Here is a 17,822-nt window from a genome sequence, read left to right on the forward strand (position 1 = left end):
CGGCTGTGGGGCGGGGCGGCGCGGTCTGGCGGCCGTACGGCCGGGCTGCGGGGCGGCGCGGTCTGGCAGCCGTACGGTCGGGCCGGGTGGCGGGGCGATCGGGCGGCCAGCCCCGGCCGCGCGGCCGTCGGCCGGCATGATGGAGGGCCCGGCCCCCTGGCGAGGGGTCGGGCCCTGGTCCTTCACTCGTGCGCTGAGGTATCACTACCCGCTGCGGCCCCTCGCCGAACCACGCCGCCCCATCGACTTGTCCGTCGTTCACGCCGCCGGGGACGCGCGCGGAGGCCGGATCGCCGGAGTGCCGTGCGCGGGCGCTCTTCGCCCCCGCCGGCCTCGACCGCCCCGGGTCAGGAGAGCTTGCCGTCGTAGTCCGGCAGCTTGACGGTGCGCTCGGCGTGGCCGCCGACGAGGTCGCTCTGTTTGTTGCCGATGTTGGCGATGATCGTGTAGCCGCGTGCTTCGATCTCGGCACGCTTACCCGTCTTGTACGCGCTGACCTCCTCGAACAGGTCGGGCAGGTCCCTGACGTAGAGGCCCGAGACCGGGTAGCCGACGGCCTTGAGGCTGCGGCGGTGCGGGTCGTGCGGGCCGTGCGGGTGCGGCGGGTGACGCGCATGGGGGGCGCTCCTCAGGTCGCGAACTGGCATGTCCACGACCAGAGTCGGGGTGGCCGGAAGCCATGTCTACTGGTCGGTAGGAAACTTTTCGTGGCCGCGCGGTGAATCCGCGAATCCGCCGCTCCCGATGGCCTACGTATCGCACTCCAGGACCGTCCGGCACAGGCCGCACCGCGCCCGCAGCGGCCCGCGCACCGGCACCCGCAGCCGTTGCCCGCACACCGGGCAGGGGAAACTCACCCGCGGCTCGGCGCCGTCCCGCTCGAAGCGGTACGCCGCCGCGCCCGCCGGGGTCGTCCCGGTGCGCCGGTCCCTGGTGTAGCGGAGCCGTTCCAGCCGGCCCGCGGCGGCGAGGGGCGCCCGGCGGTGGTCCCGCTCGGCCAGGGCGCGGCCGCGCACGTAGGCCTCGTACGCCTGCGGGCTGGTGAACCAGGTGGAGGGGTCCTCGCCGAACAGGGCGGCCCGCTTGGCGAGGACGTAGCCGAACTCCTCGGGGGTGAGGTAGCCGAACTTCTGGTGGGTCAGCTCGTCCTCGCGGTAGGCGTCGAGCAGGAGCCAGCCCGCCCCCAGGTAGGTGGCGGCGGTGTCGGTGAGGATCTCGTCGTCCGCGGTGGTGGGGAAGCTCAGGCCGAGCCGGTGCAGCAGTACGTGGGCGACCTCGTGGGCCAGGGCCGCCGCCAGATCGCGGCGGTGCGTGCGGAAGCGGTCGCTCACCTCGATGAAGTACTCGGGCCCGGCGGCCAGTTCCACGGTGGCCGCCTGCTCCATCGGCCGGAACTCGACCACCATGCGGGCGTCGGGCAGCCGCAGGGCGCGCACCATCGCGGAGGCCACCCGGTGCGCCCCCAGGTGCAGGTCGTCGGTGGTGTCGAAGGCCGCGTCGGCGGAGACGACGCTCGGTGCGTAGGCGCGGATCCCGTCGGGCGACAGGCGCCGGAAGAGGGCGGTGATCGAGGCCCGCACGGTCGTCAGGTGTGGAAATCCGTGCTCCACCGGGCTGTGGCGCCTGCGGTTCTGCGTCATCGGCTGCCCCTTGCCGCAATCCCTGCCGTCTGCGACGGGAGTTGGCCAAAAATGCGTTCTTGATGCCCGCCATACGTCTGATGTGTCATGGACCCGTCATTCACCCGATGGCACGCACGGCCCAACCCCCCACGAAAGGCAGTGTGTTGACTGTGTCCACTCTTGCGCGGTTCATGAAGCGAACCCTCGCCGCCGGCGCGGTGGCCCTCGCGGCCGTCAGCCTCCAGCCCGCCTCCGCCACCGCCTCCCCGGCCCCCGTCGTCGGCGGCACCCGCGCCGCCCAGGGCGAATTCCCCTTCATGGTCCGCCTCTCCATGGGCTGCGGCGGCTCCCTCCTCACCCCGCAGATCGTCCTCACCGCGGCCCACTGCGTGAACGGCTCCGGCAACAACACCACCATCACCGCCACCGCCGGAGTCGTGGACCTCAGGAGCTCCAGCGCCATCAAGGTCAAATCCACCAAGGTCCTCCAGGCCCCCGGCTACAACGGCCAGGGCAAGGACTGGGCCCTCATCAAGCTCGCCCAGCCCATCAACCTGCCCACCCTCAAGATCGCCGAGACCAAGGCCTACGACAACGGCACCTTCACCGTCGCCGGCTGGGGCGCCACCCGCGAGGGCGGCAGCCAGCAGCGCTACCTGATGAAGGCCACCGTCCCCTTCGTCTCCGACGCCAGCTGCCAGGCCTCCTACGGCAGCAGCCTCGTCCCAAGCGAGGAGATCTGCGCCGGCTTCGACCAGGGTGGGGTCGACACCTGCCAGGGTGACTCCGGCGGTCCCATGTTCCGCCGCGACAACACGAACGCCTGGATCCAGGTCGGCATAGTCAGCTGGGGCCAGGGCTGCGCCCGGCCCGACTACCCCGGCGTCTACACCGAGGTCTCCACCTTCGCCGCCGAGATCAAGGCGGCCGCGGCGAGCATGTAACTCCCGCTCGTCCTTCCGGCCGGGCGGGAACCGGCCGGAAGGACGACGCACCGCGCCCCCAACGAGAACGAGAACGGGAACGGGAACGCGAACGGCAAAGCGAAGGCGAACGGCAACGCGGAGGTACGCGACGCCGGCAGGGGCCCCGCGGGGCCGCCACGGCGCCGTGTCCGCCCCGCAGCACCCTCCCGACGGTCCGCCGTGCGGTTGCGGGCCGCCGCGCACACCGGTCCCATGGGAAGAAACCGGCGGTTGCGGCGGGCGACAGTGGGGCAGGCAGCGCATGGCGATCAGAGTTGTCATCGCGGATGACCAGGACATGGTCAGAGCCGGATTCCGGATGATCCTCGAAAGCCGGCCGGACATCGAGGTCGTCGCCGACGTCGTCGACGGCGAAGCCGCGCTCGCGGCGGTCGCCGAGCACCGGCCCGACGTCCTGCTCCTCGACATCCGCATGCCGAAGCTCGACGGCCTCGAAGTCACCCGGCGGCTCTCCGGCCAGGACAAACCGCGCATCGTCATCGTCACCACCTTCGACCTCGACGAGTACGTCCACGCGGCGCTCCACGGCGGAGCCTGCGGCTTCCTCCTGAAGGACGCGAGTCCGGCCATGCTGGTTGAAGCGGTGCGGGCGGCAGCCGTCGGAGACTCGCTCGTATCGCCCGCCATCACCGTGCGACTGCTGCGCGAAATGGCCCCCCGGACCCAGGCCACGCCGGCCGCGCGCCGCCCGGCCGAGCCGCTGACCGAGCGGGAACGGGACGTCGTACGGTGCGTGGCGCGGGGGCTGACCAACGCCGAGATCGCCGCCGAGCTCTTCGTCTCGCTGTCCACCGTCAAAACCCACCTGGCCAACGTCCAGGCCAAACTCGACGCCCGCAACCGCGTCGAAATCGCCGCCTGGGCCTGGGAAAGCGGCCTGGCCGCCACCACGGCGTGACGCCGAGCATCCGGCCGCGCCGCCTTCAGCCCCGCACGCGTTCGAGGCGCGGGGTCCGGGGCGGAGCCCCGGGGAGCTCCGGCGGAGCCGGGTGCCTCTACGGGCGCACCCGCCCGGGTACCCGTAGCACCGGAGTGCGAGGGAGCTCCGGCGGAGCCGGGTGCCTCTACGGGCGCACCCGCCCGGGTACCCGTAGCACCGGAGTGCGAGGGAGCTCCGGCGCAGCCGGGTGCCTGTACGGGCGCACCCGCACGGGTACCCGTACCACCAGGGGTCCGGCTCCGGCTCCGGGCGCGCGCCCGAGGCGCGCCCGATGAGCCCCCTCGCCGGCTGGGCCCGCCGTCACCCGCACGCCGCCGACGGGATCCGCCTCGTCCTGACCCTCGTCCTGCTCGCCCTCGTCACCTTCGAGGGCGTCGTCCTGGCCCGCCAGCCCAGCCTCCCGCACGCCACCGTATGGGCGTCCGGCATCCTCGTCTGCCTCAGCGCCGCGCCCTGGCCCGGCATCCCGCTCCTGGTCCGCGCCCGGTTCGCCACCGCCGTCACCTGGACCGCCACCCTCCTGCTGATCTTCGGCAACCACCCCATCGTCGTCTGGGGCGCCGGCGAGGCCATCGCCCTCCTCGTCCTCCTCTCCCAGGTCCTGCTGCGCGCCCCCGTCCGGACCGCCGCGGTCCTCGGCCCGCTGCTGGGCCTGGGCTGCATGGCCGTGCCCGTCCGGGACACCGACCCCGGGCGGTTCACCCTCCTCTTCTCCGTCCTCGCCGTCGTCGTCGGCGCGTACTCGCTGCTGCTGCGCCTCCAGGCCGTCCAGGGCGTACGCGAACTGCGCGCCGTACGCACCGCCGAGCGCCTGGAGCTCGCCCGTGAGCTCCACGACCTCGTCGCCCACCACGTCACCGGGATCGTGGTCGAGGCACGGGCCGCCCGGTTCACGAAGGTGTCCGCCGAACGTGCCGCCGAGATCCTCGGCCGTATCGAGACCGCCGGGGACGAGGCACTGGGCTCGATGCGCCGCCTCGTCAAGATCCTCCGCGAGGACGAGGGAGAGGACGACGGAGAGGACAACGGCCCGGGCGACGGCACGGTCAGCGGCGCCCGCAGCCAGGACGCGGGCACGGACATGGGCAGCGGCGCCGCCACCGGGGGCACGGGCATGGGCGGCGGCGCGGGCCCCGGCGGCGGAACCAGCCCGGTCGCCGGCCTCGCCGACATCCGCAGGCTCACCGAACGCTTCGCCGTCACCGGCCCGCCCGTCGCCCTCTCCATCGAGGAAGGCCTGGAGCCCCGGCTCCCCGCCCACGTCGCCGCCACCGCCCACCGCATCGTCCTCGAAGCCCTCACCAACATCCGCAAGCACGCCGCCACCGCCACCGCCGTCCGGATCGGCCTGCGCACCGTCCCCACCGGCCTTGAGGTCCGCATCGCCGACGACGGCGGCCGCCCGGCCAAACTCTCCGAGAACGCCCGCGGCGGCGGCTACGGCCTCGCCGGCATGGCTGAACGCGCCGAGGCCCTCGGCGGCTCCCTCACCGCCGGACCCGCCCCCGAGGGCGGCTGGCTGGTCACCGCGACCCTCCCCCTGTGATCTCCGGCCGGTCCCCGTCTCACGGAGCGACTGGCCGGGGAACCACTCGTCCGCGCCACGTATTCTCGGGAACCATGAACACCAGCGACGTCGACGAGAACGTCACCGCCGAACTCGCCCGCCTGCGGGACAGCATCGACAACATCGACGCGGCCGTCGTCCACATGCTCGCCGAGCGCTTCAAGTGCACCCAGCAGGTCGGCCACCTCAAGGCCAAGCACCAGCTCCCCCCGGCCGACCCCAGCCGCGAGGCCAGCCAGATCGCCCGGCTGCGCCAGCTCGCCGAGAACGCCAAGCTCGACCCGGCCTTCGCCGAGAAGCTCCTCAACTTCATCATCGCCGAGGTCATCCGCCACCACGAGACGATCGCTGCGGGCGAAGAGTAGAAACCGGGGGTCCGGCTGCCCCGTGCGGCAGCATGGGCCCCATGTCCGCATTGACGCGCAACGAAGCGCAGACCCGAGCCCAGCTCCTCGACGTCCACCACTACGCCGTCAGCCTCGACCTCACACGCGGCGACGAGACCTTCCACTCCTTCGTGGTCATCCGCTTCACCGCACGCACCGCGGGCGACACCTTCGTCGAGCTGAAGCCGGAACACCTGAACTCGGCACTCCTGGACGGCGACCCGGTCCCGTCGTCCGCGTTCCAGGACAACCGCCTCCACCTCGCCGGCCTCGCCGAAGGCCTCCACGAGCTGCGCATCGACACCCTCATGCGCTACTCCCGCACCGGCGAAGGCCTGCACCGCTTCACCGATCCCGCGGACGGGGAGACGTACGTCTACTCCCAGATGTTCATGGACGACGTCCAGCGCGTCTTCCCGGCCTTCGACCAGCCCGACCTGAAGGCCGTCTTCGAGTTCACCGTCACCGCCCCCGCGCACTGGACCGTACTCGCCAACGGCATCACCGCGCGCACCGGCGACCGGGACGCGAACGGCGCCGGCATCTGGCAGTCCGCCCCGACACCGGTCATCTCCACGTACCTCGCCGCCGTCGCCGCCGGCCCCTGGCACAGCGTGCGCACCGAGCACGCCGGACTGCCCTTCGGCATCCACTGCCGGCAGTCCCTCGCCCCCCACCTCGACGCCGACGCCCAGGAGATCCTGTCCGTCACCACGGACTGCTTCGACCGCTACCACGAGAAGTTCACCGAGCCCTACCCCTTCGACTCCTACGACCAGGCCTTCGTCCCCGAGTTCAACGCGGGCGCCATGGAGAACCCCGGCCTGGTCACCTTCCGCGACGAGTTCATCTACCGGTCCGCCGTCACCGACACCGAGCGACAGCGCCGCGCCATGGTCATCGCGCACGAGATGGCCCACATGTGGTTCGGCGACCTCGTCACCCTGCGCTGGTTCGACGACATCTGGCTGAACGAGTCCTTCGCCGAGTACATGGGCTACCAGACCCTCACCGAAGCCACCCGCTTCACCGGCACCTGGACCGACTTCGGCGTCGAACGCAAGGCCTGGGGCTACGACGCCGACCAGCGCCCCTCCACCCACCCCGTCGCCCCCGACCCCGACGACGTCCCCGACACCGCCTCCGCCCTCCTCAACTTCGACGGCATCTCCTACGCCAAGGGCGCCTCCGCCCTGCGCCAGCTCGTCGCCTGGCTCGGCGAGAAGGACTTCCTGGCCGGCATCAACACCCACTTCGCCCGCCACAAGTTCGCCAACGCCTCCCTCGCCGACTTCGTGGACTCCCTCGCCGCCCACACCGAACGCGACGTCCACGCCTGGGCCGACATCTGGCTGCGCACCACCGGCATCGACACCCTCACCCCGAAGATCGAGGAGAGCACCGACGGCGCCGCCGGCTGGACCCTCACCGTCGAGCGCCGGGGCAGCCGCCCCCACCACATCGCGGTCGGCGTCTACCACCGCGACCCCACCGCCGACGGCGCCCTGGAACAGCACGAACTGCTCCACCTCGACGTCCCGTCCGACGAAGTGGTCTCCGTGAACGGCCCGCGCCCCGCGCTCCTCGTCCTCAACGACGGCGACCTCACCTACGCCAAGGTCCGGCTCGACGCGACCTCCGTCGAAACCGCCCTGCGCGGCCTCTCCCGCATCCCCGAACCGCTCACCCGCGCCGTCGTCTGGAACTCCCTGCGCGACATGGTCCGCGACGGCGAACTGCACCCCCGCGACTACCTGGCCACCGCCGAAGCGCACCTGCCCGAGGAACCCGACCTGGCCATCGTCCAAGGCGTCCTCGCCTTCGCCCGGACCCAGATCGCCGACCGCTACGCCGCCCCCTCGGAGCGGACCGAGGCGCTCACCACCATCACCGCGATCGCCCGAGACCTGCTGCGGCGCACCCAGGACGGCTCGGAACCCGGACTGCGGCTGGCCGCCGTACGCGCCCTCATCGACAGCGCCACCCGGCCCGACCCCCTCACCACCTGGCTCGCCGACGACACCGTGCCCCGCGGCCCCGAACTCGACCCCGAACTGCGCTGGCGCATCCTCGCCCGGCTCGCCGTCCTCGGCGCGGTCGGAGAGGGCGAGATCGACGCCGCCCTCGCCGCCGACCCCAGCGCCACCGGGGAGGAAGGCGCGGCCCGCTGCCGCGCCGCGCTCCCCTCGGCCGAGGCCAAGGCCGCCGCATGGAACCGCCTCTTCCACGACGACAGCCTGTCCAACTACCTGTTCAGCGCCACCGCGCAGGGCTTCTGGAAGCCCGAACAAGCCGATCTCGTACGGGAGTACGTGCCGCGGTTCTACCCGGAGGCCGTCGCCCTCGGCGCCCGCCGCGGCCCGGCCATCGCCGAGGCGGCGGGCCGCTGGGCCTTCCCGGCCTACGCCGTCGACGAGGCCAACCTCCAGGCCGGCCACGCCTGCCTCGCCGATCCGGACATCCTCCCGCTCCTGCGCCGCAAGCTCGTCGACCAACTGGACGACCTCTCCCGCGCCCTGCGCATCCGCACCGCCTGACCCGCCCCCGGCCCCGGGCGGTGCGGCGGCGCCGGATCGTCCGGCGGCCGGTTTCTGGCCGCGGGGGCCTGCGCCCCCGCCCGGCGCTGCGCCCCCGCCCCGCGCTTCCATCGCCGCCCGGGCCCTCCTCGCCCAGCGGGATCCGGGTGTTGCGTGGGGGCTGCGCCTGCGCCTGCGTCTCCCGCCCGGCGCCTTGCTCGCCGACAGGGGCCGGGTGGTGTGTGTGGGCCGCACTGCGCCTGCGCCGCACCGCCCGCGGGGCCGGGTGCTGCGTGGGGGCCGCGCCGGGGCCTGCGCCCCCCGCCCCGCGCCTCCTTCGCCGACCAGGGCCGCGCCGCTGGAGCAGAACCGCGCCGGGCCTCCGCCCCGCCGCCCCTCGCCGGCAGGCGTCCCCGCAGGAACGTTGATCCGGACAAACCCCGGCGGTTACCCCATTCGGGTCTGATCGTTGTACCGGCCGGGTGCGCCCGCCCCGCCGCCCGTACCGCACGGCACCGCAGGCCCCCACCGCCCAGCCTCCGGAGGACCCCGCATGACAGCGCCGCCCGGCACACCGCCCCCGCTGCCCCCGCTCGCCGGCGGCCGCGCGGGCGCCGACGCCCTGCGCCCGCTGCTCGACACCGTCCTCGACGCCCTGCGCTCCGGAGCCGAGGAGCGCGGCGGGCCGCTTCCGCCCGGCGGCCCCGACGCGCTCGCGGCCCGCGTCCAGGCCGCACTGGGCGACGTACTGCCCGATCACGGAACCGGCGATCACGAGGCGCTGCGGACCCTCGTGCACACCCTCGCCGCCGGCGCCGCCGATCCCGCCGACCCCCTCTGCGCAGCCCACCTGCACTGCCCGCCGCTCGCCGTCGCGGCCGCCGCCGACCTCGCCGCCAGCGCCCTCAACCCGTCCCTCGACTCCTGGGACCAGGCCCCCGCCGCGTCCGCCATCGAGGCCCTCCTCACCCGCACCCTCGCCGCCGAGTTCTACGGCACCCCCCACGCGGACGCCCTCGTCACCACCGGCGGCACCGAAGCCAACCAACTGGCCCTCCTCCTCGCCCGTGAACGCCACGGCCCCCGCCTGGCCGTCCTGCACGGCGCCAACGCCCACCACTCCGTCCCCCGTTCCGCCTGGCTCCTCGGCCTGCCCCCGGCCGTCGTGCTCCCCACCCCCACCGGAGTGCTCGACCCCGGCACCCTGGCCGACGCCCTGGCCGCCGCCACGAGCCGCGGCCCCGTACTCGTCACCGCCACCGCCGGAACCACCGACGCCGGACTCATCGACCCCCTTGACCGCATCGCCGACGTCTGCGACCGGTACGGCGCCGACCTCCACATCGACGCCGCGTACGGGGGCCTGCTCGCCCTCAGCCCCCGCCACCGCGGCAAACTCGCCGGACTCGGCCGCGCCCACTCCCTCACCATCGACCTGCACAAACTCGGCTGGCAGCCCGTCGCCGCCGGACTCCTCGCCGTCCCCGACACCGCCCTGCTGGCCCCCCTCGCCCACCAGGCCGACTACCTCAACGCCACCGACGACACCGAAGCCGGCCTGCCCGACCTCCTCGGCCGCTCCCTGCGCACCACCCGCCGCCCCGACGCCCTCAAGATCGCCACCACCCTGCGCTCACTGGGCCGGGACGGCCTCGTCCGGCTCATCGACCGCACCTGCGAACTCGCCCACCACCTCGCCCGGATCCTCGACGCCCACCCCGGCTTCGAACTCCACTCGGCGCCCACCATCAGCACCGTCCTCTTCCGGCCCACCCACGCCGACGACACCCAGCTCGCAGCCCTGCGCCGCACCCTCCTGCACGACGGCCGCGCCGTCCTCGGCCGCACCCACGCCGACGGCCGCCTCTGGCTCAAAGCCACCCTGCTCAACCCCCACACCGCGGCGCGGGACCTGGACACCCTCGTCACCCTCCTGGAAGGCAGGACCCACCGATGACCGCCCAGCTCGATGCACCCCACGACCTCGTCGGAATCGGCATCGGCCCCTTCAACCTGTCCCTCGCGGCGCTCGCCCACGGCCTGCCGCAGCAAGGAGCAGGAGAACTCGCCACCGCCTTCTACGACCAGCGCCGCGACTTCCGCTGGCACCCCGGACTCCTCATCGAGGGAGCCACCCTCCAAGTCCCCTTCCTCGCCGACCTGGTCACCCTCGCCGACCCGGCCAGCCCCTGGAGCTTCCTCAGCTACCTCAAGCACAAGGAACGGCTCTTCCCCTTCTACTTCGCCGAGCAGTTCCACATCCAGCGCGCCGAATACGACGCCTACTGCCGCTGGGTCGCCGGCCGCCTCCCCGGCCTCCACTTCGGCCACCAGGTCGACGCCGTCCGCTGGAACCCCGAACGCGACCTCTTCGAAGTCGACTTCACCCAGCTCGACGCCGACGGCGAAGCCGAAGCCCTCGGCCGCACCTACACCCGCAACCTCGCCCTCGGCATCGGCACCGCACCCTTCGTCCCCGAACCCCTGCGCCCCCTCGCCGAAGCCCCCACCGTCCCGGTGATCCACTCCTCCGAGTACCTCGACAACCGGGAGCGCATCCTCGGCGCCGAGCACGTCACCGTCATCGGATCGGGCCAGTCCGGCGCCGAGGTCTTCCTCGACCTGCTCCGCGCCCGCCCCGCCGGCCGCGAACACCTCACCTGGCTCGCCCGGACCCCCTCCTTCGCCCCCATGGAGTACTCGAAGCTCGGCCTCGAACACTTCACCCCCGACTACACCCGCTACTTCCACTCCCTCCCCGAACGCGTCCGCGACCAGCTCGTCCCCGCCCAATGGCAGCTCCACAAGGGCATCGACGCCGCCACCATCGCCGCCATCCACGAGGAGCTCTACCGCCGCACCCTCCACGGCGGCTGGCCCGACGCCGTCCTCACGCCCGGCGTGAGCGTCCGTACCGCCGGCCGCGTCGCCACCACCAAGGTCGAACTGCACCTCGAACACCTCGAACAAGGCGCCCGGTCCCGCCTCACCACCGACGCCGTGGTCCTCGCCACCGGCTACCGGGAACGCCCCCTCGGCCACCTCCTCGCCGGCCTCGACCCCTACCTGCGCAAGGACTCCTCCGACCGCCCCCGCATCGACGACCGCTACCGGATGATCCTCGACCCCACCGTCACCGGCAGCGTCTTCGTCCAGAACGGCGAACGCCACACCCACGGCGTCGGAGCCCCCGACCTCGGCCTCGCCGCCTGGCGCAGCGCCGCCATCCTGAACACCCTCACCGGCAAGGAGCCCTACCCCCAGCCGCTGCGCACCGCCTTCACCACCTTCGGCCTCGAACAGCGGGAGCAGTCCCGCCCCCGGCCCGCAGGCGAACTGCTCCCGCTGGTCGAGTACCCGTAGCCACGGCTTTCCAGGGGACGACGCCGGACGGGACGCCGGAAGATCGGACCCCTTGGAAGGCAGGACCCCTTGGCAGACCGGGTCGCTCAGAAGACCGGTATGCCCGCCCGGGTCAGCCGCCAGTCCACGGAGGCGAACTGCGCCGGGTCGATGTTCCCCTTCGCCTTCACCCACTGGATGATCGTGTTGCGGATCTCGTCCGAGTCGGCCCACAGCTGCTTGGCCTGCGGCACGTGCGGGAAGTTCCCGCCGCCCGAGGCCCGGTAGTTGTTCACCGCGAGCACGAACCGCGCCGCCGGGTCCACCGGCTTGCCCTCGAAGGACAGCCCCGTGATCCGGGAACCGGCCGGCTTCGCGATGTCGATGTCGTACGTGAACCCGTACACGGCGTCGTAGTTGTAGTCCGGCGTGCTGTCGGCGTTCGTGAGCTTCGCCGGGTCCACGGCACCGCCGGGAGCGGTGGTCACGTAGTACTTCGCGGAGTACTCCAGGTAGTCCTTCAGCTGCGCGCCGGTCAGCAGCCGTGCCTCCAGCGTGTTCTCGAACGGGTACAGGCCCGCCGCGTCCCGCAGCGTCACCTGCCCGGCCGGGATCGTCGCGGTCCGCGAGAAGCACGAGGCCTGCGACAGCACCGGCAGCGCGGACCACTCCGTGCCCGCCAGCGCGGCCTTCACCGTCTCCGCCTGGACATGGTTGATCAGGTCGATGATCGGCACGTCCTTGACCGGGCCTTCCGCCGAGGACATGGCCTGCGTCGAGGTGCCGATCACCTGGTTCACATACGCCACGACCTTGCGGTGCTCGTCCGACAGCAAGCCGGTGATCTTCGGGTCCTCCGCGGCCGTATTGGAGTTCAGCACCTTCGCCGAGACCTTCGCCACCGACCAGCGGCCCTTCGCCCAGGTCAGCTCGAAGTCGAACAGCGTCAGCCGCTGTCCCCACTTCAGCGGCTCCGACAGCACGACGTCCTTGCCGGTCGCCCTGTTCGTCACCCGGTACTCCGGGATCTCCGTGTGCGCGTGCCCCACCAGAATCGCGTCGATCCCCGGCACCTGCTCCGCCACCAGCCCGGCCGCGTTCTCGACGTACGGCAACTGGTCCCCGTACGAGGAAGTGCCGCTCGACCCCGAGTGGGCCGACACGATCACCACATCGGCGCCCAGCGAACGCAGCCGCGGCACGTACTTCGCCGCCTGCTCCTCCAGCCCCGGGAAGCTCATCTTCCCCTGCACGTTGGCCTTGTCCCAGATCGCGATCCCCGGGTTCGTCAGCCCCAGCACCGCCACCTTCACGTCCGGCCCGTGCGGGGTCCGCAGCCGGTGCATGCTGTACGGCGGGAACGCGGGCCGCAGCGTCTTCGCATCCAGGGCGTTCGCCCCCAGCAGCGGGAAGTCGCACTGCTCCTCGAACTTCCGCAGCACCGGAATGCCGTAGTTGAACTCGTGGTTGCCCAGCGCCGCCGCGTCGTACCCGATCGCGTTCATCGCCTGCGCCATCGGGTGCACGGGGCCCTGCCGCGCGGTGATCGGGTCCACCTTCGCGTAGTAGTACGACAACTGCGTGCCCTGGATGGTGTCACCCGCGTCGATGAGCAGCGTATTGCGCCGCCCCTTCTCCTCCCGCACCTGATTCACCAGGGTGGAGATCTTCGCCAGACCGACGTCGTTGTGCGCCTTGTCGTCGAACTCCTTGTCCGTGAAGTAGTCCCAGTTGAAGACATTCCCGTGCAGGTCGGTCGTCCCCATCACGGTGAAGGAGTACGTCCGCTGCCGCGGCCCCGGCTGCGCGACGGCGGGCGCGGCGGCCGCTCCTGCCAGCGCCACGGCGGCACCCGTGGCAGCCGAAGTACCCAGAAATGTCCTACGGTCGAACGGCATGTCATCTCCCTTGTGAGGCTTAACAACGCGCGTAGATTCTGACCCGGAGTCAACCGACTACAACACCCCTCCCAGGTTTCGATCCGGTGACCACCCGCGGCCGGGCCGGGCGCCGACCGTGCGCCGGCCACTGCGCGAACGATGTCCGGTGCTCGGGGGAGTGAGGATGAAGCGGCAATGGAATGACTCAAGCCGGCGCCGGCCGTCGTCGTCGCGGCAGCCCTCACCGTTATTACTTCCTGCTGCCGCAGACCGAAAAGCCGGGCCCCACTTGAATTCATCAAGTCCTGGAGCTATGAGGACCGACTCGCGCGCGTCGTCCAGAACGGCATCGGCACCGCCGAAGCCGGCCTCACATTCCCGGACGACGTCAGCGGCACGGCCGAATTCATTCGCGACCTCGTGGCGCAATTTTTCTCCCGGCGAGTCATCGACCGGTCCCACCCGCTCGTCTCCTTTCCCTGCTGGGACCCGCGCACAGGAAAGCCGGCGGACGCATCGCTCGAATACCGCTCCTACGGGCGTAGCTGGTACCGGCATCGGAGGAGCTGAAGTCGCCGGTGGCAGTGTCATCGAGCGCGCGGTGACGGCGCCGAACTCCGCACCCGTCGGCGCGGCAATACAAGCCATTGAAGAAGGCGGATTGGAGTTCGCCCCCACCCAATCCCGGGCATGCTGATGCGGTATGATCCGGTCGAGTGTCGTATGTGAAGCTGACGGCGTGAGCGTTTTCAAAAGAGGATGTGACCAAGGAAATGAACATGATGCGGGTGCTGCTCGACAGTGAAATTCCCCTCGTGGCCGTCAGCTTTCGCGACAATGACAGCGAGCGGCTTGCCAACGAGGCGAAAGCAGCCGGTATCGACATCGCCGAACTCCGCATCGACAGGTTCGCACTGACCGATGTGGACCACGTCCTGGAACAGATCCGCATCTTCCATTCCCTGCCGGTCCTCGCCACGGTGCGCTCCTCGCAGGAAGGTGGCGATTGGAACGGCACGGACGAGGAGCGTCTTGAGCTGTTCCGCGCAGTGGCCCCCCACGTCGAGGCAGTGGACATTGAACTGTCCTCACGGACGGTCCTCACGGACGTGATCGCCGCGGCCAAGCAGCATGACACCGTGGCGATCGTCTCGTACCACAACTTCGAGTACACGCCGAGCACCAAGGAACTCGAAGCCGTCATCGACGAGGCGAAGACCGCCGGCGCCGACATCGTCAAGGTGTCCACCATGGTGACCTCCGAAAGCGACGTGAAGAGGCTCGCTTCCCTGCTGCTCAACGCGGACGGCGACACGAAGCTCATCGTCATCGCGATGGGTGCGGCCGGCGCGGTCTCCCGCGTCTTCTTCCCCGCCCTGGGCTCGCGCGTGACCTACTCCTTCATCGGCAGCAGCTCCGCCCCGGGCCAGCTCGACTTCACGGAGACCTTCGCACTGCTGCGCAAGTTCTACCCGAAGTTCAACGAGCGGAAGATGCTGGAAATGCAGCTCCCCGAGACCGCTTGATCTCCACATCTCCACACGAGGAGACGAGGCGTTTCCCATGGAATCTGTCGCGCACACCCTCTGACGATCAGCTCACTGACGCTCGGCCAGGCCGCCTTCGAAGAAACGGATCCACGCGGCGGTCTCGGCCGGGTTCGACGCCGTCGGACTCAGCGTCGAAGCCATACGACAGCCCTCCCGTCGCACCACGGATCCGGCAGGACCAGTGCGACAGTTGGCCGTATGACCCAAGACGCATCACACCAGCCCTACGGAACCCCCGAAGTACCCCGCGTCGCAGTCCGCGGCGAAGCCCGCATCGAAGTCGATCCCGAGATCGCCCGCATCGGGATCACCGTCAGCGCCCGCGGCACCGACCGGCGCACCGCACTCGAAGACCTCACCCGACGCAACAACACCGTCCTCGACCTCATCAAGGGCTACGGCGACCCCGTCGAGAAACTCGAAACCGGCTCCTTCTCCATCACCCCCGAACTCACCCGCCACGGACGCGGCGAACGCATCCGCGCCTACCACGGCCGCGTGCACATCACCGCCGAACTCAACGACTTCACCACCCTCGGCGAACTCACGACCCGCCTCGCCGACCTCGACCTCACCCAGGTCGACGGCCCCTGGTGGGCCCTGCGACCCACCTCGCCCGCCCACGGCCAAGCCCGCCGCCAAGCCGTACTCGAAGCCGTCCAGCGCGCCCGCGAATACGCCGAAGCCCTCGGCGCACGCCTCGCCGCCCTCGTCGAACTCGCCGACCTCGGTGCCGAGAACGCCGTCACCCTCGCCGCCGCCACCCCCGGCGGCATGATGCGCTCCATGGCCTACGGCGGCGCCGAGGACGCCGGCGCCCCGCCACTCGACCTGGAACCCCAGCGTCAGACCGTCTACGCCCAGGTGAACGCCCGCTTCACCATGACCCCTCCCCAGCTCTGAGCCGATAGGACAAACGACCCCCCGGGGGTGCTCATCAGAGCACCCCCATGCACATTCAACAGTTGTCAACAACCTTTTGCACAAAGGTTGTTGAGTGGACACCCGGAACCAATTTCCTACTGCCTGGTAGGGGCATACGCTCGTCCCATGCGCCGAGCAAAAATCGTATGTACCCTGGGCCCCGCCACCGACTCATACGACCAGATCAAAGCCCTGGTCGAAGCCGGAATGGACATCGCCCGCTTCAACCTCAGCCACGGCACCTACGCCGAACACGAGGAGCGTTACCAGCGCGTACGCAAGGCCTCCGACGAGACCGGCCGCAGCGTCGGCATCCTCGCCGACCTTCAAGGCCCGAAGATCCGCCTCGGCCGCTTCCGCGAGGGACCCGTACTCCTTGAACGCGGCGACGAATTCACCATCACCGTCGAAGACCTCGAAGGCGACCGCCACACCTGCGGCACCACCTACAAGGGACTCGCCGCCGACGTCACCACCGGCGAACGCATCCTCGTCGACGACGGCCGCGTCACCCTCCAGGTCATCGGCATCGAAGGCCCCCGCGTCCGCACCCTCGTCATCGAAGGCGGCATGGTCTCCGACCACAAGGGCCTCAACCTCCCCGGCGTGGCCGTCTCCGTCCCCGCCCTCTCCGACAAGGACATCGAAGACCTCCGCTGGGCCCTGCGCACCGGCGCCGACGTCATCGCCCTCTCCTTCGTCCGCAGCGGCCGCGACATCCAGGACGTCCACCGCATCATGGCCGAAGAAGGCCGCCGCCTCCCCGTCATCGCCAAGATCGAGAAGCCCCAGGCCGTCGAGAACATCGACGACATCGTCGCCGCCTTCGACGGCATCATGGTCGCCCGCGGCGACCTCGGCGTCGAAATGCCCCTGGAACAGGTCCCGATCGTCCAGAAGCGCGCCGTCAAACTCGCCAAGCGCAACGCCAAGCCCGTCATCGTCGCGACCCAGATGCTCGACTCGATGATCGACAACTCCCGGCCCACCCGCGCCGAAGCCTCCGACGTCGCCAACGCCGTCATCGACGGCACCGACGCCGTCATGCTCTCCGGCGAGACCAGCGTCGGCAAATACCCCGTCGAGACGGTCCGAACCATGGCCCGCATCGTCGAAGCCGCCGAAGAAGACATCCTCGCCAAGGGCCTCCCCCCACTCACCGAGCGGAACAAGCCCCGCACCCAAGCCGGCGCCGTAGCCCGCGCCGCTGCCGAAATGGGCGACTTCCTCGGCGCCAAATTCCTGGTCGCCTTCACCCAGAGCGGAGACACCGTCCGCCGGCTCTCCCGCTACCGCTCACCCATCCCCCTCCTCGCCTTCACCCCCGACCCCGCCACCCGCTCCCAACTCAACCTCACCTGGGGCGTCGAAACCTTCCTCGGCCCCCACGTGGACTCCACCGACGCCATGGTCGCCCAGGTCGACGAAGAGCTCCTGCGCATCGGCCGCTGCGTCCCCGGCGACGTCGTCGTGATCACAGCCGGCTCACCCCCCGGCGTCGCCGGATCGACGAACCTCGTCCGCATCCACCACATCGGCGACACCGTCCGCTAACCCCCCCCGCAACCGAACGAGGCCGAACCGGGCCGGCCCCCGCCGGCCCCTGGTCACAGCCGCAGCACCTCACGTATGAGACGCACCGCGTCGGGCAGCTCCAAGCGGCTCTCACCCGAACTCGGGAAGTGCCCACCCGACGCGGTCACCCGCGCCGTCACCCCCAACTCGATGATCCGCTCGCACGCCGAAGCGCTCCGCACCTACTCCCCGATGAACCACAGGCAGCTGCCCGGCGTCACCGCGCAAGACCGCAGCAGCGCCTCGAGGTCACCCACGGCGGCCGTCTGCGAGGCGTCCGTGCACCGGTCCAACAGACCGGCGACCTCCCTGAGCGCCGCCTCCGCCTCCTGCCCGTTGAACAGCGTGTTGCCGTACGGGTCCACCCAACCGAGCCGGCCGGGCCGATCCATCGTGAAGGCGGCCAGCACTTGCGCCAGCGCCTCGCCGTGCCCGTACGAGCCCTGAAGCAGCGTGGTCCGGGACGTCTCCCAGTTGTACCGCGTCGGCCGGGCGGAATGCAGTTCGAGCTCAATGCCCATGATCGCCTCCTCG

At 71.1% G+C, this 17,822-nt stretch carries 13 protein-coding genes and 1 pseudogene; 10 read left to right on the plus strand and 4 right to left on the minus strand.

Annotated features, from left to right (window positions below; translation table 11 throughout):
• Positions 1 to 347: 347 nt before the first annotated feature.
• Positions 348 to 566 (minus strand): annotated as a pseudogene (locus ABZX75_RS14160) (HAD family acid phosphatase); the annotation flags it as partial.
• A 183-nt stretch (positions 567 to 749) separates the two neighbouring features.
• Entirely contained in the window at positions 750 to 1,640 is an 891-nt protein-coding gene (locus ABZX75_RS14165) for a hypothetical protein (protein WP_355410427.1), read from the minus strand.
• Positions 1,641 to 1,813: 173 nt separating this feature from the next.
• Here ABZX75_RS14165 and ABZX75_RS14170 point away from each other — a divergent pair, with 173 nt between their 5' ends.
• From ABZX75_RS14170 to ABZX75_RS14200, 7 genes are all read left to right on the plus strand, one after another.
• Complete coding sequence (locus tag ABZX75_RS14170; RefSeq protein WP_355410428.1) at positions 1,814 to 2,566, plus strand: serine protease; 753 nt, start codon at positions 1,814 to 1,816, stop codon at positions 2,564 to 2,566.
• A 283-nt stretch (positions 2,567 to 2,849) separates the two neighbouring features.
• On the plus strand, positions 2,850 to 3,506 hold the full coding sequence (locus ABZX75_RS14175) for a response regulator transcription factor (protein ID WP_355410429.1): 657 nt from the start codon (positions 2,850 to 2,852) through the stop codon (positions 3,504 to 3,506).
• A gap of 313 nt (positions 3,507 to 3,819) precedes the next feature.
• Positions 3,820 to 5,094 carry a histidine kinase gene (locus ABZX75_RS14180; protein ID WP_355410430.1) on the plus strand — a complete coding sequence of 425 codons (1,275 nt, stop codon included), beginning with the start codon at positions 3,820 to 3,822 and terminating at the stop codon, positions 5,092 to 5,094.
• 74 nt (positions 5,095 to 5,168) lie between these two features.
• Positions 5,169 to 5,480 carry a chorismate mutase gene (locus tag ABZX75_RS14185; RefSeq protein ID WP_355410431.1) on the plus strand — a complete coding sequence of 104 codons (312 nt, stop codon included), beginning with the start codon at positions 5,169 to 5,171 and terminating at the stop codon, positions 5,478 to 5,480.
• 41 nt (positions 5,481 to 5,521) lie between these two features.
• Positions 5,522 to 8,038: an aminopeptidase N gene (gene pepN, locus ABZX75_RS14190; protein WP_355410432.1), complete on the plus strand. Its 2,517-nt coding sequence runs from the start codon at positions 5,522 to 5,524 to the stop codon at positions 8,036 to 8,038.
• A 532-nt stretch (positions 8,039 to 8,570) separates the two neighbouring features.
• Entirely contained in the window at positions 8,571 to 9,974 is a 1,404-nt protein-coding gene (locus tag ABZX75_RS14195) for an aminotransferase class V-fold PLP-dependent enzyme (protein WP_355410433.1), read from the plus strand.
• Positions 9,971 to 11,380 (plus strand): SidA/IucD/PvdA family monooxygenase, encoded by a 1,410-nt coding sequence (locus tag ABZX75_RS14200; RefSeq protein WP_355410434.1) that lies wholly within the window; start codon positions 9,971 to 9,973, stop codon positions 11,378 to 11,380. The genes ABZX75_RS14195 and ABZX75_RS14200 overlap by 4 nt, the downstream gene beginning before the upstream one ends.
• 86 nt (positions 11,381 to 11,466) lie before the next feature.
• Here ABZX75_RS14200 and ABZX75_RS14205 read toward each other — a convergent pair whose 3' ends face one another.
• Positions 11,467 to 13,257, minus strand: a complete 1,791-nt coding sequence (locus tag ABZX75_RS14205; protein ID WP_355410435.1) for a 5'-nucleotidase C-terminal domain-containing protein — start codon at positions 13,255 to 13,257, stop codon at positions 11,467 to 11,469.
• A gap of 743 nt (positions 13,258 to 14,000) precedes the next feature.
• Between ABZX75_RS14205 and aroD the strand changes: the two genes are divergently transcribed.
• The 3 genes from aroD (at position 14,001) to pyk (ending at position 17,267) form a co-directional block, all read left to right on the plus strand.
• The gene (gene aroD, locus ABZX75_RS14210) at positions 14,001 to 14,765 is read left to right on the plus strand and encodes a type I 3-dehydroquinate dehydratase (RefSeq protein WP_355410436.1); all 765 of its coding nucleotides are present in this window, start codon (positions 14,001 to 14,003) and stop codon (positions 14,763 to 14,765) included.
• A 222-nt stretch (positions 14,766 to 14,987) separates the two neighbouring features.
• On the plus strand, positions 14,988 to 15,692 hold the full coding sequence (locus tag ABZX75_RS14215) for an SIMPL domain-containing protein (RefSeq protein WP_355410437.1): 705 nt from the start codon (positions 14,988 to 14,990) through the stop codon (positions 15,690 to 15,692).
• A gap of 147 nt (positions 15,693 to 15,839) precedes the next feature.
• Positions 15,840 to 17,267 (plus strand): pyruvate kinase, encoded by a 1,428-nt coding sequence (gene pyk, locus ABZX75_RS14220; RefSeq protein WP_355410438.1) that lies wholly within the window; start codon positions 15,840 to 15,842, stop codon positions 17,265 to 17,267.
• Between the two features lie 203 nt (positions 17,268 to 17,470).
• Here the strand turns inward: pyk and ABZX75_RS14225 are convergent, their stop codons facing one another.
• Positions 17,471 to 17,809 (minus strand): hypothetical protein, encoded by a 339-nt coding sequence (locus ABZX75_RS14225; protein WP_355410439.1) that lies wholly within the window; start codon positions 17,807 to 17,809, stop codon positions 17,471 to 17,473.
• Positions 17,810 to 17,822: the final 13 nt, after the last annotated feature.

This window comes from Streptomyces sp. NPDC003038, from assembly GCF_040611115.1.
In the GTDB taxonomy this organism is placed as follows: domain Bacteria; phylum Actinomycetota; class Actinomycetes; order Streptomycetales; family Streptomycetaceae; genus Streptomyces.

What these genes read in the sequence shown, in the direction of transcription:
- ABZX75_RS14175 (WP_355410429.1), top strand. Translation starts at nt 2,850, where the DNA reads ATGGCGATCAGAGTTGTCATCGCGGATGACCAGGACATGGTCAGAGCC.
- ABZX75_RS14180 (WP_355410430.1), top strand. Translation starts at nt 3,820, where the DNA reads ATGAGCCCCCTCGCCGGCTGGGCCCGCCGTCACCCGCACGCCGCCGAC.
- pepN (WP_355410432.1), top strand. Translation starts at nt 5,522, where the DNA reads ATGTCCGCATTGACGCGCAACGAAGCGCAGACCCGAGCCCAGCTCCTC.
- ABZX75_RS14205 (WP_355410435.1), bottom strand. Translation starts at nt 13,257, where the DNA reads ATGCCGTTCGACCGTAGGACATTTCTGGGTACTTCGGCTGCCACGGGT.
- pyk (WP_355410438.1), top strand. Translation starts at nt 15,840, where the DNA reads ATGCGCCGAGCAAAAATCGTATGTACCCTGGGCCCCGCCACCGACTCA.
- ABZX75_RS14165 (WP_355410427.1), bottom strand. Translation starts at nt 1,640, where the DNA reads ATGACGCAGAACCGCAGGCGCCACAGCCCGGTGGAGCACGGATTTCCA.
- ABZX75_RS14200 (WP_355410434.1), top strand. Translation starts at nt 9,971, where the DNA reads ATGACCGCCCAGCTCGATGCACCCCACGACCTCGTCGGAATCGGCATC.
- ABZX75_RS14195 (WP_355410433.1), top strand. Translation starts at nt 8,571, where the DNA reads ATGACAGCGCCGCCCGGCACACCGCCCCCGCTGCCCCCGCTCGCCGGC.
- ABZX75_RS14225 (WP_355410439.1), bottom strand. Translation starts at nt 17,809, where the DNA reads ATGGGCATTGAGCTCGAACTGCATTCCGCCCGGCCGACGCGGTACAAC.
- ABZX75_RS14215 (WP_355410437.1), top strand. Translation starts at nt 14,988, where the DNA reads ATGACCCAAGACGCATCACACCAGCCCTACGGAACCCCCGAAGTACCC.
- ABZX75_RS14185 (WP_355410431.1), top strand. Translation starts at nt 5,169, where the DNA reads ATGAACACCAGCGACGTCGACGAGAACGTCACCGCCGAACTCGCCCGC.
- ABZX75_RS14170 (WP_355410428.1), top strand. Translation starts at nt 1,814, where the DNA reads ATGAAGCGAACCCTCGCCGCCGGCGCGGTGGCCCTCGCGGCCGTCAGC.